This is a genomic window from Rhodophyticola sp. (genome assembly GCF_965284195.1).
In the GTDB taxonomy this organism is placed as follows: Bacteria; Pseudomonadota; Alphaproteobacteria; order Rhodobacterales; family Rhodobacteraceae; genus Rhodophyticola.
Genome location: NZ_CBDIRM010000001.1, coordinates 2,089,215 through 2,111,123, shown reverse-complemented (window position 1 = coordinate 2,111,123; position 21,909 = coordinate 2,089,215). Strand labels below are relative to the sequence as shown.

At 63.9% G+C, this 21,909-nt stretch carries 23 protein-coding genes and 2 pseudogenes; all 25 read left to right on the top strand.

Annotated features, from left to right (window positions below; all coding sequences use genetic code 11):
- Positions 1-87: 87 nt before the first annotated feature.
- The 25 genes and pseudogenes from ACQ651_RS10555 (at position 88) to ACQ651_RS10435 (ending at position 21,907) form a co-directional block, all read left to right on the top strand.
- Entirely contained in the window at positions 88-594 is a 507-nt protein-coding gene (locus ACQ651_RS10555; RefSeq protein ID WP_430449232.1) for a hypothetical protein, read from the top strand.
- A 269-nt stretch (positions 595-863) separates the two neighbouring features.
- Complete coding sequence (locus ACQ651_RS10550) at positions 864-1,229, top strand: NADH-quinone oxidoreductase subunit A (protein WP_227284894.1); 366 nt, start codon at positions 864-866, stop codon at positions 1,227-1,229.
- The gene (locus ACQ651_RS10545) at positions 1,229-1,753 is read left to right on the top strand and encodes a NuoB/complex I 20 kDa subunit family protein (protein ID WP_199709277.1); all 525 of its coding nucleotides are present in this window, start codon (positions 1,229-1,231) and stop codon (positions 1,751-1,753) included. Before ACQ651_RS10550 ends, ACQ651_RS10545 begins: the two co-directional genes overlap by 1 nt.
- A 25-nt stretch (positions 1,754-1,778) precedes the next feature.
- Positions 1,779-2,393, top strand: coding sequence for an NADH-quinone oxidoreductase subunit C (locus ACQ651_RS10540; RefSeq protein WP_430449231.1), 615 nt, complete (start codon positions 1,779-1,781; stop codon positions 2,391-2,393).
- A 3-nt stretch (positions 2,394-2,396) separates the two neighbouring features.
- Positions 2,397-3,263, top strand: coding sequence for a sulfotransferase family protein (locus ACQ651_RS10535; RefSeq protein ID WP_430449230.1), 867 nt, complete (start codon positions 2,397-2,399; stop codon positions 3,261-3,263).
- On the top strand, positions 3,263-4,489 hold the full coding sequence (locus tag ACQ651_RS10530) for an NADH-quinone oxidoreductase subunit D (protein ID WP_227285206.1): 1,227 nt from the start codon (positions 3,263-3,265) through the stop codon (positions 4,487-4,489). Before ACQ651_RS10535 ends, ACQ651_RS10530 begins: the two co-directional genes overlap by 1 nt.
- 96 nt (positions 4,490-4,585) lie before the next feature.
- On the top strand, positions 4,586-5,716 hold the full coding sequence (locus tag ACQ651_RS10525; protein WP_227284891.1) for an NADH-quinone oxidoreductase subunit E: 1,131 nt from the start codon (positions 4,586-4,588) through the stop codon (positions 5,714-5,716).
- 73 nt (positions 5,717-5,789) lie between these two features.
- On the top strand, positions 5,790-6,452 hold the full coding sequence (locus ACQ651_RS10520; protein ID WP_430449229.1) for an NADH:ubiquinone oxidoreductase: 663 nt from the start codon (positions 5,790-5,792) through the stop codon (positions 6,450-6,452).
- Positions 6,453-6,577: 125 nt separating this feature from the next.
- Entirely contained in the window at positions 6,578-6,799 is a 222-nt protein-coding gene (locus ACQ651_RS10515) for a DUF5337 domain-containing protein (protein WP_121897255.1), read from the top strand.
- Between the two features lie 32 nt (positions 6,800-6,831).
- A complete protein-coding gene (gene nuoF / locus ACQ651_RS10510; RefSeq protein WP_227284889.1) occupies positions 6,832-8,121 on the top strand; it encodes an NADH-quinone oxidoreductase subunit NuoF in 1,290 nt (429 codons plus the stop codon).
- A 250-nt stretch (positions 8,122-8,371) separates the two neighbouring features.
- Positions 8,372-9,088 carry a class I SAM-dependent methyltransferase gene (locus ACQ651_RS10505; RefSeq protein WP_227284888.1) on the top strand — a complete coding sequence of 239 codons (717 nt, stop codon included), beginning with the start codon at positions 8,372-8,374 and terminating at the stop codon, positions 9,086-9,088.
- A 49-nt stretch (positions 9,089-9,137) separates the two neighbouring features.
- Positions 9,138-9,623, top strand: a complete 486-nt coding sequence (locus tag ACQ651_RS10500; RefSeq protein ID WP_375551838.1) for a DUF3291 domain-containing protein — start codon at positions 9,138-9,140, stop codon at positions 9,621-9,623.
- Complete coding sequence (locus tag ACQ651_RS10495) at positions 9,620-9,994, top strand: hypothetical protein (RefSeq protein WP_430449228.1); 375 nt, start codon at positions 9,620-9,622, stop codon at positions 9,992-9,994. The genes ACQ651_RS10500 and ACQ651_RS10495 overlap by 4 nt, the downstream gene beginning before the upstream one ends.
- Positions 9,995-10,101: 107 nt before the next feature.
- Positions 10,102-10,533 (top strand): DUF5333 domain-containing protein, encoded by a 432-nt coding sequence (locus tag ACQ651_RS10490; protein ID WP_227284885.1) that lies wholly within the window; start codon positions 10,102-10,104, stop codon positions 10,531-10,533.
- 65 nt (positions 10,534-10,598) lie between these two features.
- Positions 10,599-12,621, top strand: a pseudogene (nuoG, locus tag ACQ651_RS10485) (NADH-quinone oxidoreductase subunit NuoG).
- Positions 12,622-12,629: 8 nt separating this feature from the next.
- Positions 12,630-13,037, top strand: coding sequence for a hypothetical protein (locus ACQ651_RS10480; protein WP_430449227.1), 408 nt, complete (start codon positions 12,630-12,632; stop codon positions 13,035-13,037).
- A 6-nt stretch (positions 13,038-13,043) separates the two neighbouring features.
- Positions 13,044-14,081 (top strand): NADH-quinone oxidoreductase subunit NuoH, encoded by a 1,038-nt coding sequence (gene nuoH / locus ACQ651_RS10475; RefSeq protein ID WP_121896902.1) that lies wholly within the window; start codon positions 13,044-13,046, stop codon positions 14,079-14,081.
- Positions 14,082-14,083: 2 nt separating this feature from the next.
- Positions 14,084-14,578: an NADH-quinone oxidoreductase subunit NuoI gene (gene nuoI / locus ACQ651_RS10470; RefSeq protein WP_121896903.1), complete on the top strand. Its 495-nt coding sequence runs from the start codon at positions 14,084-14,086 to the stop codon at positions 14,576-14,578.
- On the top strand, positions 14,575-14,988 hold the full coding sequence (locus ACQ651_RS10465; RefSeq protein WP_375551842.1) for a carboxymuconolactone decarboxylase family protein: 414 nt from the start codon (positions 14,575-14,577) through the stop codon (positions 14,986-14,988). The genes nuoI and ACQ651_RS10465 overlap by 4 nt, the downstream gene beginning before the upstream one ends.
- A gap of 13 nt (positions 14,989-15,001) precedes the next feature.
- Complete coding sequence (locus tag ACQ651_RS10460; protein WP_227285205.1) at positions 15,002-15,610, top strand: NADH-quinone oxidoreductase subunit J; 609 nt, start codon at positions 15,002-15,004, stop codon at positions 15,608-15,610.
- Between the two features lie 67 nt (positions 15,611-15,677).
- Positions 15,678-15,986, top strand: coding sequence for an NADH-quinone oxidoreductase subunit NuoK (gene nuoK, locus ACQ651_RS10455; RefSeq protein WP_121896906.1), 309 nt, complete (start codon positions 15,678-15,680; stop codon positions 15,984-15,986).
- Between the two features lie 4 nt (positions 15,987-15,990).
- Positions 15,991-18,147, top strand: a complete 2,157-nt coding sequence (gene nuoL, locus ACQ651_RS10450; protein WP_430449226.1) for an NADH-quinone oxidoreductase subunit L — start codon at positions 15,991-15,993, stop codon at positions 18,145-18,147.
- Between the two features lie 9 nt (positions 18,148-18,156).
- Positions 18,157-19,704, top strand: coding sequence for an NADH-quinone oxidoreductase subunit M (locus ACQ651_RS10445; protein ID WP_430449225.1), 1,548 nt, complete (start codon positions 18,157-18,159; stop codon positions 19,702-19,704).
- A gap of 9 nt (positions 19,705-19,713) precedes the next feature.
- Positions 19,714-21,156, top strand: a pseudogene (nuoN, locus tag ACQ651_RS10440) (NADH-quinone oxidoreductase subunit NuoN).
- A 1-nt stretch (position 21,157) separates the two neighbouring features.
- Positions 21,158-21,907: a biotin--[acetyl-CoA-carboxylase] ligase gene (locus tag ACQ651_RS10435; RefSeq protein ID WP_430449224.1), complete on the top strand. Its 750-nt coding sequence runs from the start codon at positions 21,158-21,160 to the stop codon at positions 21,905-21,907.
- Positions 21,908-21,909: the final 2 nt, after the last annotated feature.

The following is a 21,909-nucleotide window of genomic DNA, read 5'->3' as shown; positions in this document are numbered from 1 at the left end:
CGGGTAGCCCCCGAGGGCAGAAGGGTTGCGTGTCGGGCCCGTGGATCGGGCGCATCTGGTTTCGAACCCGGTTGAGGGTGACGGTCCATGCAGAAACTGAAGCAGATATATCGCTGGATTTTCAACGATCAGGGTGTCCTGGGAGAGATCTGCACGGCATTCGCCATCGTGACCGTCATCAACAGCGTGATGATGCTTGTGGGCCTTGATACGCCCAAGGACGGGCAATTCGCCTATGTTCACCTGCTGATCAGGCTGGCCATCATCTCATTGATATTCGCGCTCTGGGATTGGGAAAGCACGATCGCCGATCTGAGGAGATATGCCTCCGGTCTGAGACAGCCCTGGCGTCCGGGCTTTCAGCGATTGTCCCGCTACATCCTGAGCGACACGTTCGACGCAAGCTGCGTGATCTTCACCCCGGTCGTCATTCTCATTTGCGTGATCACGATTCTGATGGTGCCGGAGCCCACCGGCGGCCCGGGTTTCTATCTCGCCCTAGTTCTGCTCTATGGGCTTATCTGGATATTGATCGTCGCCTTGATGCTGTTTGATAAGGCCAGAGGTCTTGCGAACGGTCGGAGGGAACGGTGACTTGCCCGGTCGCGAGCTGCGCGATTTCGCGTTCCGGCCTTTCCCGCGATGCCGGAGGCGCCGGCTTGGTCGGTTGCCGCGCGCAGCCGGCCGGCCTTGCAGGGGCCGGGATCGGGCCTATCATATGGGGTGGAGGGGGCCGCGCTGCTGACGCAAGGACGCGCCTTTGCCGCACGTCCTCCGGTTGACCGGCCCCGCGCCCGCAGATAGAGGTGTCGCAGACCGGACCGACGGTCCTTAGGCATGCGGAACCGCCAAGGAGACCTCAGGTGGAAGACCTGCTCAGAGACTACGCCCCGATCCTGATTTTCATGGCTCTGGCCATTGGCTTGGGGATTGTCCTTATCCTTGCCGCCGTGGTGCTGGCCGTGCGTAACCCGGACCCCGAAAAGGTCAGCGCCTATGAATGCGGGTTCAACGCGTTCGACGATGCGCGGATGAAGTTCGACGTGCGGTTCTACCTTGTGGCGATCCTGTTCATCATTTTCGATCTGGAAGTCGCGTTCCTGTTTCCGTGGGCAGTGGCGTTTTCCGAGATTTCGATGGTCGGCTTCTGGTCAATGATGGTGTTCCTCGCCGTATTGACCATCGGCTTTGCCTATGAGTGGAAAAAGGGAGCGTTGGAATGGGAGTGATGACCGGCGCGAACACCGCGGGCGCCGACCGCGAGGTCGCCACCCAGGACCTGAACCGCGAGTTGCAGGACAAGGGGTTTTTGCTGACCTCCACCGAGGACATCATCAACTGGGCGCGCACCGGCAGCCTGCACTGGATGACCTTCGGGCTCGCCTGCTGCGCGGTGGAGATGATGCATACCTCGATGCCGCGCTATGATGCCGAACGCTTCGGCATCGCGCCGCGCGCCTCTCCGCGCCAGTCCGACGTGATGATTGTGGCGGGCACGCTGACCAACAAGATGGCGCCCGCGCTGCGCAAGGTCTACGACCAGATGCCCGAGCCGCGCTACGTGATCTCCATGGGCTCCTGCGCCAATGGCGGCGGCTATTATCACTACAGCTATTCCGTGGTGCGCGGCTGCGACCGGATCGTGCCGGTGGATATCTACGTGCCCGGCTGCCCGCCGACAGCCGAAGCGCTGCTCTATGGCATCTTGCAGTTGCAGCGGAAAATCCGCCGCACCGGCACCATCACGCGCTAAGCCGCCCGCGAAGAGAGAGAACAGCATGAGCGACGACGCCCTGCGCGAACTGGCCGATCATATCGCCGAGAAACAGGCCGACGCGGTCATCGGCACCGATATCGATTTTGGCGAACTGACGGTTGAGGTTACCGCGACCGAGGTCGAAAGCTTCGTCGAATTTCTGAAAAACGACCGGAGTTGCGGGTTCTCGACGCTGGTCGACATCACGGCGGTGGATTACCCGACCCGGGACAAGCGCTTCGATCTGGTGTGGCATTTCCTGTCGATGTACCAGAACCACCGCATCCGCATCCGCGCCCATGTCCGCGCCGACCAGATCGTGCCGTCGATCACATCGGTGCACCCGTCGGCGAACTGGTATGAGCGCGAAGTGTTCGACATGTTCGGCATCCTGTTTTCCGGCCATCCCGATCTGCGCCGGATCCTCACCGATTACGGCTTTCGCGGCCATCCGCTGCGCAAGGATTTCCCGACCACCGGCTATACCGAAGTGCGCTATGACGAGAAACTCAAGCGTGTGGTCTACGAGCCGGTCAATCTGGTGCAGGAATACCGGCAGTTCGATTTCATGAGCCCGTGGGAGGGTGCGGAATACATCCTGCCCGGGGACGAGAAATCCGAAGAGGCGAAAGGCTGATCCGTGGCGGAAACGGCGATCATGTTCGGGCTGGGCGCGGCGAAGGCGGGCACGACCTGGCTTTACCGCTATCTGGCGCAGCACCCGGATGTGGCGATGCCGACGGTGAAGGAACTGCACTGGTTCGACACGTGCGAGACCGGGAAATGGGCGCGGCAGGTCACCCGGATGGAGCGGGAGCGCGCGCGCCGCGCGGATCGCCTGCCGACCGGCGACGCAGGTCAGGACCGGAGGCTGAAACGGGAGATCCGCGGCTATGACGCCTGGATCGACGTTCTGAAAACCCGCGGGCGGGACACGGCCTATGTGGATTTCCTGCGCGGCACCGGGGCGGCGAAGCTCACCGGCGACATCACGCCGGCCTATGGAACGCTTGGCGAAGACAGCCTGCGCCGGATGGAGCGTCTGGGCCCGGTGGCGCGGTTCGTGTTCCTGATGCGCGACCCGCTGGACCGGCTTTGGTCCAATGTGCGGATGGTCGCGGCGCGGGACGCCGGCGATTTCGCCGCGAATGCGGGCGAGCGGCTGGATCAGGTTCTGGACGGGCGCGACGAGGCGGCGGCGCTCCGCAGCGACTATGCCACGACATTGCAGCGGACCGCGCGGGCGCTGAACCCAGCGAACCTGTTTCTGGGCTTCTACGAGACCCTGTTCGACCGCGAGACGATTGCGGCGCTCTGCGGGTTTCTGGGCATCGCGCCCCGGCCCGCGCAAACCGGGGTTCGGGTGCTTCCGGGCACCGATCTGAAGATGACCGAAGGGCAGAGACGCCGCGCATTGGCGTGGCTGGCCCCTCAATATGCCGCCGTGGCGGCGCGCTGCGGGTCTTTGCCCCGGCGATGGACCGAACATATGGAGGCGCTGGCATGATGGACGGCGGCAATGAGACGGGGCGCGGCTATGAAGACGCGCTGACCGGCGAACAGCAGATCCGCAACTTCAACATCAATTTCGGCCCGCAGCACCCGGCGGCCCATGGTGTGCTGCGTCTGGTGCTGGAACTGGATGGCGAAATCTGCGAGCGCTGCGATCCGCATATCGGGCTGCTCCACCGGGGCACCGAAAAGCTGATGGAAAGCCGGACCTATCTGCAGAACCTGCCCTATTTCGACCGGCTGGATTATGTCGGCACGATGAACCAGGAACATGCCTGGTGCCTGGCGATCGAGCGGCTGACAAAGACCGAGGTGCCGCGCCGGGCGCAGTTGATCCGTGTGCTTTACTGCGAGATCGGCCGTATCCTGAACCACCTGCTGAACGTGACGACCCAGGCGCTCGATGTGGGCGCGCTGACCCCGCCGCTCTGGGGTTTCGAAGAACGCGAAAAGCTGATGATCTTCTACGAGCGGGCCAGTGGCGCGCGGCTTCACGCGGCCTATTTCCGGCCCGGTGGCGTACATCAGGATCTGCCTCCTGAACTGGTGGAGGATATCGACACATGGGCGCATGCGTTCCCCAAGGTGCTCGACGATATCGACGGGCTGCTGACGGAGAACCGGATTTTCAAGCAGCGCAACGCCGATATCGGCGTCGTGACCGAAGAGGATATCCAGAACTGGGCGTTTTCCGGCGTGATGGTCCGCGGCTCGGGCCTGGCCTGGGATCTGCGCCGCGCGCAGCCCTATGAGTGCTATGACGAGTTCGAGTTCAAGATCCCCGTCGGCAAGAACGGCGATTGTTATGACCGCTACCTGTGCCGGATGGCGGAGATGCGGGAATCGATCAAGATCATCCATCAGGCCTGCGAGAAGCTGCGCAACGAGCCCGGAGAGATCATGGCGCGGGGCAAGTTGACCCCGCCCACCCGCGCCGACATGAAAACCTCGATGGAAGCGCTGATCCATCACTTCAAGCTTTATACCGAGGGCTTCCACGTGCCCGAGGGCGAGATCTATGCCGCGGTGGAGGCGCCGAAGGGCGAATTCGGCGTCTATCTGGTGGCGGACGGCACCAACAAGCCCTACCGCGCCAAACTGCGCGCGCCGGGCTACCCGCATCTTCAGGCGATGGATTACCTCTGCAAGGGGCATCAGCTGGCCGATGTCTCGGCCATTCTGGGCTCGCTCGATATCGTGTTCGGCGAGGTGGACCGATAGTCGGCTCCATGCTTCTCTGCTTCAAAAATATCCCCGCCGGAGGTTCCCGCCCGTGCCACGCGCCCTTCGGCCAGACGCATAAGGATCAGGCCTGACATGCTACGCCGCCTTCACCCCGACCAGCCCGACAGTTTCGCCTTCACGCCCGCCAATCTGGCCTGGGCGGAGGCGCAGATCACCAAGTATCCCGAGGGGCGGCAGGCCAGCGCGATCATCCCGCTTCTGTGGCGCGCGCAGGAGCAGGAGGGCTGGCTGACCCGTCCCGCCATCGAACATGTCTGCGATATGCTGGGGCTGGCGCATATCCGGGGGCTGGAGGTTGCGACCTTCTATTTCATGTTCCAGTTGCAGCCCGTGGGCTCGGTCGCGCATATCCAGGTTTGCGGCACCACATCCTGCATGATCTGCGGCGCGGAAGACCTGATCGGCGTTTGCCAGGAAAAGATCGCCAAGCGTGCCCATCAACTCTCTGCCGATGGCAAGTTTTCCTGGGAAGAGGTGGAATGCCTCGGGTCCTGCGCCAATGCGCCGATGGCGCAGATCGGCAAGGATTACTACGAGGATCTGACCGCCGCGCGACTGGGCGAGATCATCGACGAGATGGCCGCGGGCAAGGTGCCCACGCCGGGCCCGCAGAACGGGCGCTACGCGTCGGAACCCGCCTCCGGCCTGACCTCGCTGATGGAGTATCAGGCGGGGCGCGACAGCCTGAACGTCTCGGCCCGGCTGGCCACCGATATCGGCGACACGATCAAGCGCATCGACGGGACCGAGGTGCCGCTGGTGGCCAATTGGGGCCGCCAGTCCGGCGAAGTGCTGGAGGCCCCGGCGCCGGCCCGGCCCGCCAACCGGTCCAAGGGCCGCCCGGCGGATGAAACCGGCACCACCAAGCAGGAAGCTCCGGCGAAGACCAAGGCGAAGCCGAGCGCCAAGACCGACCCTGCGGTGACCCGGTCCGCCGCAGGCGACGCCGCCGGAGACGTGGAGGAGCGCGCGCCGGAGACGCTGAGCGCCCCCCGGGAGGGCGGGGCCGACGATCTCAAGAAGATCACCGGCGTCGGCCCGAAGCTGGAGACGCTGCTCAACGAACTGGGGTTCTGGCATTTCGACCAGATCGCCGCATGGACCCCGGCGGAGATCGCCTGGGTCGACGCGCGGCTGACCTTCAAGGGCCGGATCGAGCGCGACGACTGGGTCACACAGGCCCGCAAGCTTGCATCTGGATAGAAGACATTTCAAAACTCCTGCGATAAGACTGTGATCAATTCACGGACGATCGGACGGAATGGGGAGTGATGGGATGAACTCTGAGAGCGGTAGTTTGACCTGCATGGTCTTCAGCTATGTGATCGGTGGTGCAATCGGGGCGCTCGGTGCTGCGATGTTGATTATCCTTGGCAACTGGACGGGAGGGCAGGCGCTGTTCGCGGCGGTGGTTCTGGCCGGCGTTCTAGGCACGTTTTTCGCGGTGTTCCTGTGTGGCAAATCCTCGGGGCCGGTGCGCGTCGGAACCGCCGGATCCACGGCGCAGCCTGCGGCCCCGGCACGGCCCGAGACACCCGCGGCGGCCCCTCAGGCGCCCGCACCCGCACCCGCGCCTGCGCCTGCGGCGGAACCGGCCCCGGCCGCGCCTGTTGCCGATCCGGTGGCCCCCGCGCCCGTTTCGGCAGGCGAAGGCACACGCCCCGCCGGACTGGATGCCCCGCGCGAGGGCGGGGCCGACGACCTGAAGAGGATAAAGGGGGTCGGCCCGAAGCTTGAGCGGCTTCTGCATTCCATGGGATACTACCATTTCGACCAGATCGCGGGCTGGAGCGCCCATGAGATCGCCTGGGTCGACGAGAATCTGCAGGGCTTCAAGGGCCGGGTCAGCCGCGACAACTGGGTGGATCAGGCCAGGCTGCTGGCCGCCGGCGGGGACACGGATTTTTCCCGAAGGGTTGATGGCGGGGATGTCTACTGAGCGGTGAGAGCGGCGCCTTCGGCGTGCTCTCATGAGGCTCCGGCGCGCGCGTCTCATTGCGCCCCCGGCGCGATACCCTATCTTTACCCGTGGTGCGGATGGCACCCGGGCTTCTGGCGGGCAGGATGACGGATCAACGCGACAAGGAGCGGCAGCGCGTCGGCCAGATCAGGCTGGCGGCGATCGTCATGGCCGCAACCATGGTTCTCTGGATGGGCGCTCAGTTTCTGGGCGGCCAGCTGGGTTTGCCGGTGCGCTATGTGTTTCTGTTCGACCTTGCGGCAATCGCGGCACTGGTCTGGGCGCTTTTTGTGACGTATCAGGTGTGGAAATCGCGGCGCGGCTAGGCTTCGTGCCGCTGAACGGTAAGGGTTGAGACATGTTGCAGGACAAAGACCGGATTTTCACCAATCTCTACGGGATGCATGACCGGACCCTTGCGGGGGCCAAGGCGCGCGGCCATTGGGACGGCACCGACAAGCTTGTGCAGCGGGGCCGGGACAGCATTGTCGAGACCATGAAAGCCTCCGGTCTGCGCGGCCGGGGCGGGGCGGGCTTTCCCACCGGCCTGAAATGGTCCTTCATGCCCAAGGAAAGCGACGGGCGTCCGTCCTATCTGGTTGTGAATGCGGACGAATCCGAGCCCGGGACCTGCAAGGACCGGGAAATCATGCGCAATGACCCCCACACCCTGATCGAGGGCTGCCTGATCGCGTCTTTCGCGATGAATGCGCATGTCAGCTATATCTATATCCGCGGTGAATACATCCGCGAGCGCGAGGCGCTGCAGGCCGCGATCGACGAGTGCTACGACAACGGCCTGCTCGGCAAGAACGCCGCCGGGTCGGGCTGGGATTTCGACCTCTATCTCGCCCATGGGGCAGGGGCCTATATCTGCGGCGAGGAAACCGCGCTTCTGGAAAGCCTTGAGGGCAAGAAGGGCATGCCGCGGATGAAGCCGCCATTTCCGGCCGGTGCCGGGCTTTACGGCTGCCCGACCACGGTGAACAATGTGGAATCCATCGCCGTGGTGCCGACGATCCTGCGCCGCGGTGCGGATTGGTTCGCGGGCTTCGGACGACCGAACAACGCGGGCACCAAGCTTTTCGCCATCTCGGGCCATGTGAACAACCCCTGCGTCGTCGAGGAAGAGATGTCGATCCCGTTCGACGAGCTGATCGACCGCCATTGCGGCGGCATCCGCGGCGGATGGGACAATCTCAAGGCGGTGATCCCCGGCGGCTCGTCCGTGCCGTGCCTGCCCGGCGAGGTGATGCGCAAGGACGCGATCATGGATTTCGACTGGCTGCGCGAACAGCGCTCGGGCCTTGGCACCGCCGCGGTGATCGTGATGGACAACTCCACCGACATCATCAAGGCGATCTGGCGGCTGTCGAAATTCTACAAGCACGAAAGCTGCGGCCAGTGCACGCCCTGCCGCGAAGGCACGGGCTGGATGATGCGGGTGATGGACCGGCTGGTGAAGGGCGAGGCGGAGGTCGAGGAGATCGACATGCTGCTTGACGTCACCAAGCAGGTCGAGGGCCATACGATCTGCGCGCTTGGCGACGCGGCGGCCTGGCCGATCCAAGGTCTGATCCGCCATTTCCGGGACGAGATCGAGGACCGGATCAGACACAAGCGCGGCGGCGCGATCGCGGCGGAGTAGGGTCCGGAGAGACCCCTTGGGGACAGGACCTGCCCGGGTAGCGCGTCACCCGAAGGCGTGGGTCCCGAAGGATGCCGGCGGCGTTGCCGGACCGCCCTGCGAAGCGAAGTCTTCCGCGGCATCCTCCACGCGGTCGCCTGCCGCCCGCGCCGTCAGAAGGTTGAGGCCCGGCCGGGCGGCGGGCAGACTGCGCGGCGAACGGATTCGAGAGAGCGGAGAACGGGATGACGGCAGGGCGGGCAGGCAGCAGATGAATATCCGGAAATACCGATTCGCCGGAGAGGACATCCGCGCCGACATCCGCGACCGCATCGGGTACGACGGCCCGCTTCTGGACATCTACGCCGCGCACGACGGCACGGTCGTCAACAAGTGGCACCACTACCTTCCGCTCTACGACCGCTATTTCGCGCGGTTCCGCGGCACGGCGGTGCGGTTTCTCGAAATCGGCGTCTCCAAGGGCGGCAGCCTGGAGATGTGGCGCGACTATTTCGGGCCCGACGCGCAAATCACCGGCATCGACATCGACCCCGCCTGCGCGCAGTACGACGGCCACGCCGCCCGGGTGCGCATCGGCAGCCAGGACGATCCGGCCTTCCTGGCGCGGGTGGTGGACGAGATGGGCGGCCTCGACCTTGTCCTCGACGACGGCAGCCACCGCATGGAGCATATCGAGACGTCGCTGCGGACGCTCTTCCCGAGCCTCGCGCCGGACGGCGTATATGCCATCGAGGATCTGCACACCGCCTACTGGCGGCGCTACGGCGGCGGCTTCGGCAACCGGGCGAACTTCTTCAACACCGTGCGGTCCATGATCGACCGGATGCACCGCTGGTATCACGACCACGAAGCGCAGACCGTTGACATCGGCGCCCCGGTCGGTGGCATCCACATCCACGACAGCTTCGTCGTGCTCGACCGCGGCTTGGACGCGCCGCCCGTCCACTCCAAGATCGGCACCGCTTGATTGACGTACCCGCGCGAGGCACCCTCGCGCCGACCGGAAGGAGACTGCGATGCACCTGGCCCAACTCAACGTCGGCCGCCTCGTCGCGCCTACGGATGACCCGCGCGTGGCGGAGTTCATGGCGGCCCTCGACAAGGTCAACGGGATCGGCAAACGCTCCCCCGGGTTTGTCTGGATGATGGAAGGCTCGGGCGAGCCCGGCACCGGCAACACCGAGAACTCCATCGGCGACGACCCGCAATTCGTGGCCAATCTCACGGTCTGGGAAAGCATCGCGGATCTGGAGCATTTCGTCTGGAACACCGTGCACCGGCGGTTCTACGAACGCCGGCAGGAGTGGTTTGAGGTTCTGGGGGAGATGCATTTCGTGATGTGGTGGGTGCCCATCGGCCATCGCCCCGCATTGTCGGAGGCGCTGGCGCGGCTGGAACATCTGCGCAGCCATGGGGCCGGCAGCCATGCCTTTGACTGGGCATGGCTGGAGGAGGCGGAGCTGTGGAAGCGCCATGCCTGCAGCCCGGCGGCTGCGGAATGAAAAAGCGGGCGCTGTTGGCGGCGCTGCTCGCCTTGTCCGCCTGCGCGGCCGACACAGGTGTCGCGGTCGAGACATCGGCCGGGGCGCTGCTGGTTCGCCCGGATCCGGAAATGACGCGCTATCAGCCGGTGCCGGATGCACCGGCGGGCGGCGCGATCCAGCCCTTTCCGGAGTTCGGCGCGCTGGTGGTGACCCGCCTCGATGGCAGCGGGCTGCCGCTTGCCGCGCGCGAGGCGGCGCTTGAGGCGCTGACGATCTATTGCGGCCAGCGGGGTCAGGTGGTGCCGATTGCCGATTTTTCCTATCGCGGACGCCCGGATGGAAGTTCGACCTGGAGCGCGGCCCCCTGTTCCGAGGGCCCCGCAGGCTAGCTGTTCCGGCGGGAAACCACCCATGCAGACGGGCTGTTATTGAATATCAGAGCCCGATCGGTCCAGATCCGACCCCGAGGCGGATCGAGTCTGAACAGGAAAAAGACATGAGACATTATGCGAAGGTGCTGGCGGGCTGCATACTGGTGGCGGGCTTCGGCGTGCTGACGACGGTGGCGATGGCGCAGGCGGATCGCTGGCAGGCGCTGCGCGACGACCCCGAGATCGCCAACGGCGTGCTGGTGGCCGCCATCGGGCGGATGATCGAGGACAATTGCGCCGATATCGAGCGGCGCCGGGGGCCTGCACGGCTGGCGGCGATCCCGCTGTTCAACCGCGCCATCTCGCTTGGCTATTCCCGTAGCGAGATTGCAGCCTATATTGATGATGACGCCGAAAAGGAGCGGGTGCGGGCCCTGGCCCGGCGCTGGCTTGAACAACGCGGCGCGTCGGAGGCCGTGCCCGAGACCATCTGTCAGGTGGGGCGCGACGAAATTTCCGCCGGTTCTACAATTGGCAGATTGCTCAGAGAGGGGTAGAAGCGGTCAAACGGACACCGCCGGGGCGGATCAGACCCGCCTTCGGCCAGTGAAGGACCGCATATATGAGCGACCTGCGCACGATCGTCATTGACGGCAAGGAAATCGATGTGGATCCGGCGATGACGCTGATCCAGGCCTGTGAGCAGGCCGATATCGAGATCCCACGGTTTTGCTATCACGAACGCCTGTCGATTGCCGGCAATTGCCGGATGTGTCTGGTGGAGGTCGTGGGCGGGCCGCCGAAACCCGCCGCCTCATGTGCCATGCAGGTGAAGGATCTGCGCCCCGGACCCGAGGGGCAGCCGCCGGTCATCAAGACGAACTCCCCCATGGTCAAGAAGGCCCGCGAAGGGGTGATGGAGTTCCTGCTGATCAACCATCCGCTGGATTGCCCGATCTGCGATCAGGGCGGCGAGTGCGACCTGCAGGATCAGGCCATGGCCTATGGTGTGGATTTTTCCCGCTACCGGGAGCCGAAGCGGGCCGTGGACAACATGGATCTGGGGCCGCTGGTGGGCACCCACATGACGCGCTGCATTTCCTGCACGCGCTGCGTGCGGTTCATCACCGAAGTGGCGGGCATTCCCGAACTGGGCCAGACCGGCCGCGGCGAAGACAGCGAGATCACCAGCTATCTCGGCGCGACGCTCGACAGCGAGATGCAGGGCAATATCGTCGATCTCTGCCCGGTCGGTGCGCTGACATCCAAGCCTTATGCCTTCACCGCCCGGCCGTGGGAGCTGACCAAGACCGAATCCATCGACGTGATGGATGCGCTTGGCAGCAATATCCGCGTGGATACCAAGGGCCGGGAGGTCATGCGGATCCTGCCGCGCAACCATGACGGCGTGAACGAGGAATGGCTGTGCGACAAGTCGCGCTACGTCTGGGACGGGCTGCGCCGCCAGCGGCTCGACAAGCCCTATATCCGCGAAAACGGCAAATTGCGCCCGGCATCCTGGGGCGAGGCGCTTGCAAAGACGGCGGCGGCGATCACGGGCGCGACCAAGCTGGCCGGTCTGGTCGGCGATCTGGCCCCGACCGAGGCGGCCTATGCACTGAAACAGCTGGTCGAGGGGCAGGGCGGATCGGTCGAATGTCGCACCGATGGCGCGAAACTGCCCGCCGGCAACCGCTCCGCCTATGTGGGGACGGCATCCATCGAGTATATCGACGACGCGAAATCGATTTTGCTGATCGGGACGAACCCCCGGGCCGAGGCGCCGGTTCTGAACGCGCGGATCCGCAAGGCCTGGCTGCGCGGCGCGCAGGTCGGCCTGATCGGTGAAGCGGTCGATCTGACCTACGACGTGACCCATCTGGGCCCCGGTGGTGCGGCGCTGGCGAAACTGGCGGCGATGGATCATTCCGACAAGCATGGCGTCCCGGGCGTGGTGATCGTGGGGCAGGGCGCGCTGCGGCGTTCCGATGGCGCGGCGGTTCTGGCCACGGCGATGCGGCTTGCCGAAGCGGCGCAATCGAAGCTTCTGATCCTGCACACGGCCGCATCCCGCGTGGGCGCGATGGATGCAGGCGCCGTGACCGAGGGAGGAATCGATGCCGCCCTCGAAGGGGCCGATGTGGTCTATAATCTGGGGGCCGACGAGATCGAGACTGCCCGAGGGGCCGTTCGTCATCTATCAGGGCAGCCATGGGGACCGGGGCGCGCACCGCGCCGACGTGATCCTGCCCGCCGCGGCCTATACCGAGGAGCAGGGGCTGTTCGTGAACACCGAGGGCCGCCCGCAACTGGCGCTGCGCGCCGGGTTCGCGCCCGGCGAGGCCAAGGAGAACTGGGCCATCCTGCGCGCACTGTCGGCGGAGATTGGCGCGACCCTGCCCTATGACAGCCTTGCGGCGCTGCGTCAGGCGATGGTCGCCGAGGCGCCGCAGCTTGCAACCATCGACGAGGTGCCGGAAAACGACTGGCAGCCGCTGGATGCCGCGAAGCCGGACGATGGCGATTTCCGCAACGCGATCGCCGATCATTACCTGACCAACCCGATCACGCGGGCCAGCCTGCTCATGGCGGAGCTGAGCGCCAATGCGAAGGCCCGCCGCGCCACCCCCATCGCGGCGGAGTAAGGCGCGACATGCGCGTTCCGGGCCGTATGCCTTTGATCGCGGGCGTCGTCTGCCTTTCGGCCCTTGCGGCCTGCGCGGGCGGGCCGCCGGTGGACAGCCCGAACCGGGCTGCGTTCTACGATGGTGTGGAAACCCGGCTTCTGGACGATGATCTGGTCAATTTCCGGGTGCAGATGACGGGACTGGCCACCCGCGCGGATGTAGAGGATTATGCCAAATGCGCCGCGTCGCAATATGCGCTGATCCGCGGTTATGGTTTTGCGCGACATGTCCGCACTAATGTGCAGGAAGAGGGTGGCGTTTGGCGCGGAGATGCGGTTTACACCATCTCACCGGCGCTCCCGCGAGGGTTGCAGACGTTAGACGCCGAAGTGGTGGCTGCGGCCTGCGCCGAGCAAGGTATACCGACCGTGTGAGGACGAATGGACGGCTTCTTTTCAACCACTCCCGGCATCGCGCTGATCATGGCGGCGCAAAGCCTGCTGGTCATCGGTTTCGTGATGATCTCGCTTCTGTTTCTGGTCTATGGCGACCGCAAGATCTGGGCCGCGGTCCAGATGCGCCGCGGCCCCAACGTGGTGGGCGCCTTTGGCCTGCTGCAAACCGTGGCAGATGCGCTGAAATACGTGGTCAAGGAAGTCGTGGTTCCCGCCGGCGCGGACAAGCCGGTCTTCATGCTGGCGCCCTTGACCAGTTTCGTTCTGGCGATGGTGGCCTGGGCCGTCATTCCGTTCAACGACACATGGGTTCTGGCGGATCTGAACATCGCCATTCTCTATGTCTTCGCGATTTCCTCGCTGGAGGTTTACGGCGTGATCATGGGGGGCTGGGCCAGCAACTCGAAATACCCGTTCCTCGGCAGTCTGCGCTCGGCGGCGCAGATGATCTCCTACGAGGTGTCGATCGGGCTGATCATCATCGGTGTGATCATCACCACCGGCAGCATGAATTTCGGCGATATCGTCCGCGCGCAGGATGGCGATCTGGGCCTGTTCAACTGGTACTGGCTGCCGCATCTGCCGATGGTGTTCCTGTTCTTCATCAGCACGCTGGCTGAAACGAACCGCCCGCCCTTCGATCTGCCGGAGGCGGAATCGGAACTGGTGGCGGGCTATCAGGTGGAGTATTCCTCGACGCCGTTCCTGTTGTTCATGGCCGGCGAGTACATCGCCATCTTCCTGATGTGCGCGCTGATTTCGCTGCTGTTCTTCGGCGGCTGGCTGTCGCCGATCCCGGGGCTGCCGGACGGGGCGTTCTGGATGATCCTGAAGATGAGCTTCTTCTTCTTCCTGTTCGCGATGGTGAAGGCGATCACCCCGCGTTATCGCTATGACCAACTGATGCGGCTTGGCTGGAAGGTCTTCCTGCCGATGTCGCTCGCCTGGGTTGTAATCGTGTCTTTCCTGGCGAAATTCGAACTCTTTGGCGGCGCCTATGCCCGTTGGGCGATTGGAGGCTGACGATGACACAGATCGACTATACCCGTGCGGCCAAGTACTTCCTGCTGGCCGATTTCTTCCAGGGTTTCAAACTGGGGATGAAGTATTTCTTCGCCCCCAAGTCCACGGTGAACTATCCCCATGAAAAGGGCCCGCTAAGCCCCCGTTTTCGCGGTGAACATGCGCTGCGGCGCTATCCCAACGGCGAGGAGCGATGCATCGCGTGCAAGCTGTGCGAGGCAATCTGCCCCGCGCAGGCCATCACCATCGACGCGGAGCCGCGCGAAGACGGCTCCCGCCGGACCACGCGCTACGATATCGACATGACGAAATGCATCTATTGCGGCTTCTGCCAGGAGGCCTGCCCGGTGGATGCAATCGTCGAGGGGCCGAATTTCGAATTCGCCACCGAAACCCGCGAAGAGCTGTTCTACGACAAGGCCAAGCTTCTGGAAAACGGCGAGCGCTGGGAGGCGGAGATCGCCCGTAACCTTGAAATGGACGCGCCCTACCGATGAGTGACACCCCCCAGAACCCGTTCGAGGCGATGTTCGCCCAGACCCAGCAAATGGCCCAGGAATGGGTCAAGACCGTGAATCCGGCGATGGCCAATTTCACGGCGCAGGGGTTTGACAAGATATGGCCGACGATCCCGTCGGAAGTGCTGGAGGCGTTCTGGGGAAAGCAGTTCAACCCTGACGGCCTGGACGCGAAAACCCGGCTTCTGCTGACGCTTCAGGGCCTCACCATTCAGGGCGCGGTGGCCGAGCCGCAGATCCGCCTGACCGTGCGCCACGCGGTGGAGGCGGGGGCCACCAAGCAGGAGATCGCCGAGACGATCGGCCAGGCCGCGGTCTTTGCTGGTGTGCCGGCCATGAACAAGGCGATGGAACTGGCCAAGGCCGTCATCGACGAGGCTGAGGAGTAGCCGCGGAATGCATATTGCCGATTTCACCTTCTACACCTTCGCGATCATTCTGGTGACGGCCGCGCTGTTCGTCGTCGTCGCCCGCAATCCGGTCCATTCGGTCCTGTGGCTGATCCTGTGTTTCATTCAGGCGGCGGGGTTCTTCGTGCTGCTTGGGGCGGAGTTCGTCGCGTTCCTGCTGGTCATCGTTTATGTGGGCGCGGTTGCGGTGCTGTTCCTGTTCGTGGTGATGATGCTGGATGTCGATTTCGCCGAGCTGAAGGCCGAGATGGCGAAATACGTGCCGTTGGCCGGTCTGATCGGCGTGGTCCTGATGATGCAGCTGGTTCTGGCCTTCGGCACCTGGGAGTTCTCCGCCGGGGTCGAGGCGCGGCTTGCCAGCCCGACACCGCCGCTGGACGAGGTGCACAACACCCAGGCGCTCGGCCTGCTGCTCTATGACCAGTATTTCCTCTTGTTCCAGCTGTCCGGTCTGATCCTGCTGGTGGCGATGATCGGCGCGATCCTTCTGACGCTGCGCCACCGTCAGGACATCAAGCGCCAGGATGTGATCGCCCAGATGATGCGCGACCCGGCCAAGGCGATGGAACTGAAGGATGTGAAACCGGGGCAGGGGTTGTAAGACGCCGCCCCGTCGCGAACGCGCGACGATTTGAACGAGACACGGGGCGTGCCCCCGGAGGGACGACATGACGATTGGACTGGAACATTACCTGACAGTAGCGGCGGCGCTGTTCGTCATCGGAATTTTCGGGATTTTCCTGAACCGGAAGAACGTGATCATCATTCTGATGTCGATCGAGCTGATGCTGTTGGCCGTTAATATCAACCTTGTTGCCTTCTCGTTCTTCCTGGGCGATCTGACCGGGCAAGTCTTCACGCTCTTCGTGCTGACCGTTGCCGCCGCCGAGGCGGCCATCGGCCTGGCCATTCTGGTCTGTTTCTTCCGCAACCGCGGCACGATCGCAGTGGAAGATGTCAATGTGATGAAGGGCTAGGGCGATGGAAACGATCCTCCTTTTCGCCCCGCTGGTGGGTGCGCTGATCTGCGGGTTCTCCTGGCGGTTGATCGGGGAACAGGCGGCCTGCGTCGCGGCGACGGGGTTTCTGTTCCTCTCGATGCTGTTGAGTTGGACCATCTTCCTGACCTTCGACCCAGGCGCGCATGAAAATGGCTATTATTCCGAGCCGCTTTTCACCTGGATCGCCTCGGGCTCGCTCGACACATCATGGGGTATCCGCATCGACCGGCTGACCGCGATCATGCTGATCGTGATCACCACGGTCTCGGCGCTCGTCCATCTCTACAGCTTCGGCTACATGGCCCATGACGAGAATTTCAAGGAGGGGGAGAGCTATCGCCCCCGGTTCTTCGCCTATCTTTCGTTTTTCACCTTCACGATGCTGGTGCTGGTGACCGCCGACAACCTGTTGCAGCTTTTCTTCGGCTGGGAGGGCGTGGGCGTCGCCTCCTACCTGTTGATCGGGTTCTATTACCGCAAACCCTCCGCCGGGGCGGCGGCGATGAAGGCGTTCATCGTCAACCGTGTGGGGGATTTCGGTTTCCTTCTGGGGATCTTCGCGCTGTTCTGGATGACCGACAGCATCAATTTCGACGTGATCCTGGCCATGGGGCCGGAACTGGCCGAGATGACCTTCAGCTTCCTCGGCTACGAGGTCAACGCGGCCAACACGATCGCCATGCTGCTGTTCATCGGGGCGATGGGGAAATCGGCGCAGCTTTTCCTGCACACCTGGCTGCCCGACGCGATGGAGGGCCCGACGCCGGTTTCGGCGCTGATCCACGCGGCCACCATGGTGACCGCAGGCGTGTTCCTTGTCTGCCGCATGTCGCCGATCATGGAATATGCCCCGTTTGCCACGAATTTCATCATCATCGTCGGGGCCGCGACCGCGTTTTTCGCCGCGACCGTGGGCCTTGTTCAGAACGACATCAAACGTGTGATCGCCTATTCGACCTGCTCGCAGCTGGGCTACATGTTCGTGGCCGCCGGTGTGGGCGTCTATTCGGTGGCGATGTTCCACCTGTTCACGCACGCGTTCTTCAAGGCGATGCTCTTCTTGGGCGCAGGCTCCGTCATCCACGCGATGCATCACGAGCAGGACATGCGGAATTACGGGGGCCTGCGCAAAAAGATCCCGTACACGTTCTGGGCGATGATGATCGGGACGCTGGCGATCACCGGGGTCGGCATTCCGCTCACCTATATCGGGTTCGCCGGTTTCTTCTCCAAGGATGCGGTGGTCGAAAGCGCCTTCGCCTTCGGCGGCGATCTTGGCCAATACGCGTTCTGGCTTCTAGTGATCGCGGCGGCCTTCACCAGCTTCTATTCCTGGCGGCTGATGTTCCTGACCTTCTTCGGGGAGCCGCGGGGCGACAAGCATACCCATGACCATGCCCATGAAAGCCCGTGGACGATGCTGGCCCCGCTTGGCGTGCTGGCCCTCGGGGCGATCTTCTCGGGCTTCATCTGGTACAACAGCTTCTTCGGCCATACCGATGAGGTCGGGGAGTTCTTCGGCGTCGAATATGCCGAGGCCGGGGCCCATGCGGCGGAAGGCGAACACGCCACAGAGGACAGCCATGGAGCGGACGCGGCCGCACCTGCCGCGGAGGGCGAGGATCACGGGGGCGAGGCGGCCTATGCCGAAGAGGCGGAGCACCACTATGTCCTGATCGGCGCGCCCGGCGAAGGCGCGATCCATGCGGCGCCGGGCAATGACGTGCTGAACGAAGCCCATGAAGTGCCGACCTGGGTCAAGTTCTCCCCCTTCATCGCGATGCTTCTGGGGCTGGCGATGGCGATCCTCTTCTATCTCGTCTCTCCGCGCCTGCCGAAGGTCTGGGCCGAGACCAATCCGATCCTCTACCGGTTCCTGCTGAACAAGTGGTATTTCGACGAGATCTATGACGCGATCTTCGTGCGGCCGGCCATCGCTCTGGGCCGGCTCCTGTGGAAAGGCGGCGATGGCAAGGTCATCGATGGCGGGATCAACGGGCTGGCCATGGGCATCATCCCCTTCTTCACCCGGCTCGCGGGCCGGGCGCAGTCGGGCTACATCTTCCACTATGCCTTCGCGATGGTGCTGGGGATCGTCCTTCTGATCACCTGGGCAACTCTGTCGATCGGGGGCTAAGAGACAACCATGGATTTCAATTCCCTCCTGTCGATCGTCACTTTCCTGCCGATGGCCGCCGCGCTGATCATGGCGCTGTTCCTGCGCGGCGACGACGCCATGGCGCAGCAGAACGCCAAATGGCTGGCGCTTGCGGCGACCACCGCGACCTTCATCATATCGCTGGCCATTCTGTTCGAGTTCGATCCCGACCAGACGGGTTTCCAGCTGGTCGTGGAGCGTGAATGGCTTCTGGGCCTGACCTACAAGCTGGGTGTCGACGGCATCAGCGTGCTGTTCGTGATGCTGACCACCTTCCTGATGCCGCTGGTGATCGCGGCGTGCTGGGATGTGACCCACCGGGTCAAGGATTACATGATCGCGCTCCTGATCCTCGAAACCCTGATGATCGGGGTCTTCGTCGCGCTGGATCTGGTGCTGTTCTACCTGTTCTTCGAGGCGGGCCTGATCCCGATGTTCCTGATCATCGGCATCTGGGGCGGGGCGAACCGGATCTATGCCAGCTTCAAGTTCTTTCTCTATACCTTCCTCGGCTCGGTCCTGATGCTGGTGGCCATGGTCGCGATGTATATCGACGCGGGCACGACCGACATTCCCAGCCTGTTGCAGCATCAGTTCGATGCGGGTCCGATCAGCCTGCTTGGCTGGCAGATCGCAGGCGGCATGCAGATGCTTCTGTGGCTTGCCTTCTTCGCCAGCTTCGCCGTCAAGATGCCGATGTGGCCGGTCCACACCTGGCTGCCGGATGCCCATGTGCAGGCACCCACCGCAGGCTCGGTCGTGCTGGCCGCGATCCTGTTGAAAATGGGCGGCTACGGCTTCCTGCGGTTCAGCCTGCCGATGTTTCCGGTCGCCTCGGACATCATGGCGCCGCTGGTCATGTGGCTGTCGGTGATCGCGATCATCTACACCTCGCTGGTGGCGATGGTGCAGGACGACATGAAGAAGCTGATCGCCTATTCCTCCGTGGCGCATATGGGCTTCGTCACCATGGGCATATTCGCCGCCAATCAGCAGGGCGTGGACGGGGCGATTTTCCAGATGATCAGCCACGGCTTCATCTCGGGCGCGCTCTTTCTCTGCGTCGGGGTGATCTACGACCGGATGCACACGCGCGACATCGAAGCCTATGGCGGGCTGGTCACACGCATGCCGGCCTATGCGCTGGTGTTCATGCTGTTCACCATGGCGAATGTGGGCCTGCCCGGAACCTCGGGTTTCGTGGGTGAATTCCTGACGCTGGTGGGCGTCTTCCAGGTCAATACCTGGATCGGCGTGCTGGCGGCGACCGGCGTGATCCTGAGCGCGGGCTACGCGCTTTGGCTGTATCGCCGGGTTGTCTTCGGCGACCTGATCAAGGAAAGCCTGAAATCCATCACCGACATGACGCGCCGCGAGCGCATGATCTTTGCGCCGCTGATCGTCATGACCCTGCTTCTGGGCGTCTACCCCAGTCTGGTGACCGACATCATCGGCCCCTCGGTCGAGGCGCTGTTGACCAATTACGACGTTGCGCTGGCACAGCATGTGCCGGATACGCAAGTCGCCAGCCATTGAGGTGATGCAATGATCGCCACCGATCTTTCCATTCTGACCCCCGAGATCGTTCTCGCCATCTATGCGATGATCGGATTGCTTGCGGCGGTCTATACGTCCAAGGACGGGCTGGCCTCCACACTGACCTATGTCACCGCCGTCCTGTTCGTGGTGATGGCCTTCTATATCGGGGTGACCGGCGGCGGCACCCGCATCGCCTTCGGCGGCATGTTCGTCGATGACGGTTTCGCGCGTTTTGCCAAGATCACGATCCTGCTCGCCGCCGCGGCGATTCTTGTGATCAGCCATGATTACATGGAAAAATCGGACCTGTTGCGGTTCGAATACCCGATGCTGATCACGCTGGCGACGATCGGCATGATGATAATGGTGTCCGCAGGCGACCTGATGGCGCTCTACATGGGGCTGGAGCTGCAATCCCTGTCGCTTTACGTGATCGCCTCCCTGCGGCGCGACAGCGTGCGCTCCACCGAGGCGGGGTTGAAGTACTTCATCCTCGGCGCGCTCTCCTCTGGCCTGCTGCTCTACGGCGCCTCGCTGGTCTACGGCTATTCCGGCCACCACCGCTTTTCTCGGGCATCATCGACACGGCGGTGAACGGAGAATTGTCGACTCGGTCTGCTTCTGGGGCTGGTGTTCCTGATCGCGGGGCTGGCCTTCAAGGTCTCCGCCGCGCCGTTCCATATGTGGACGCCGGATGTCTATGAGGGCTCCCCCACGCCGGTGACGGCCTTCTTCGCCACCGCACCCAAGGTTGCGGCGATGGCGCTGTTCGCCCGGGTCGTGCATGACGCCTTCGGCGGTGCGGTGGGCGACTGGCAGCAGATCGTGGCGTTTCTCGCGGTCTTTTCGATGTTTCTGGGGGCGATCGCCGCGATCGGGCAGACGGATATCAAGCGCCTGATGGCCTATTCCTCGATCTCGCATATGGGCTTTGCGCTGATGGGCCTGTCTGCCGGAACCGAGCAGGGCGTGACCGCCATGCTGATCTATATGGCGATCTACGTGACGATGAATATCGGCACTTTCGCGTTCATCATGTCGATGGAAAAGGACGGGCGCCACGTGACGGAAATCACCGCGCTCAGCAACTTCTCCTCCAAGGAGCCGCTCAAGGCGCTTGCGGTACTGGTCCTGATGTTCAGCCTGGCAGGTGTGCCGCCGATGGTCGGGTTCTTCGGCAAGTTCGCCGTGCTCATGGCCGCGGTCGATGCCGGGCTGATCTGGCTGGCGGTGGCCGGTGTTATCGCGTCGGTCATCGGGGCGTTCTACTATCTGCGCATCGTCTATCTGATGTATTTCGGGGCCGAGGAAGACGGCCTTGACGGCAGAATGGGGCTGGTGCCCTGGGTCGGGCTGGTGGCCTGCGCCGCGATCATGGTTCTGGGCGTCTTCAACCTGTTCGGCGTGGATGGCCTGGCCGAAGCCGCCGCGGCGACGCTTGTCCGCTAGCATGGCGTGCTGGCCTGAAGGTGTGGGCCGCCGGGTTCTGCCCGAGACAGACAGTACCATGGCCGAGGCCACCCGCATCGCGCCGGATCTGGCGGGGCCGGAATGGATACTGGCGCTGAACCAGACCGCCGCCAGAGGACGCCGCGGCCGCCACTGGGCGATGCCCGAGGGAAGTTTCGCGGCATCGCTCGTGATGCGGCCCGGAGGCGGCCCGGCGCAGGCCGCCTTGCGGTCCTTCGTGGCCTCCCTGGCGCTGCGCGAGGCATTTCTGGCCGTCGGCGTGCCGGCGGGCGCCATCCGCCTGAAATGGCCCAATGACGTGTTGCTGAACGGCGGCAAGGTGGCCGGGATCCTGCTTGAAAGCCTGGGCTCGGCCCAAGGCGTCTCCCATCTGGTGATCGGGATCGGCGTCAATCTGGCCGCAGCACCGGACCGCAGCATGGTGGAGCCCGGCGCTCTGCCGCCCGTCAGCCTGCGGGACGAGACCGGCCTGCGGATCACGCCCGAGGCGTTTCTGGGCCCGCTGGCCGCCGCCTTCGACCGGATCGAGCGGCAGTTCGTCACCTACGGCTTCGCGCCGATCCGCACCGAATGGCTGTCTCATGCGGCGCGGCTGGGCGATACGATTACCGCCCGAACCGCGCGGGAGCAGACGACCGGTGTTTTCGAGACGGTGGACGAGGCCGGGAGCATCGTTCTGGAAACGTCCAGAGGCCGCCGGGTGATCCCGGCCGCCGAAATCTATTTCTGACG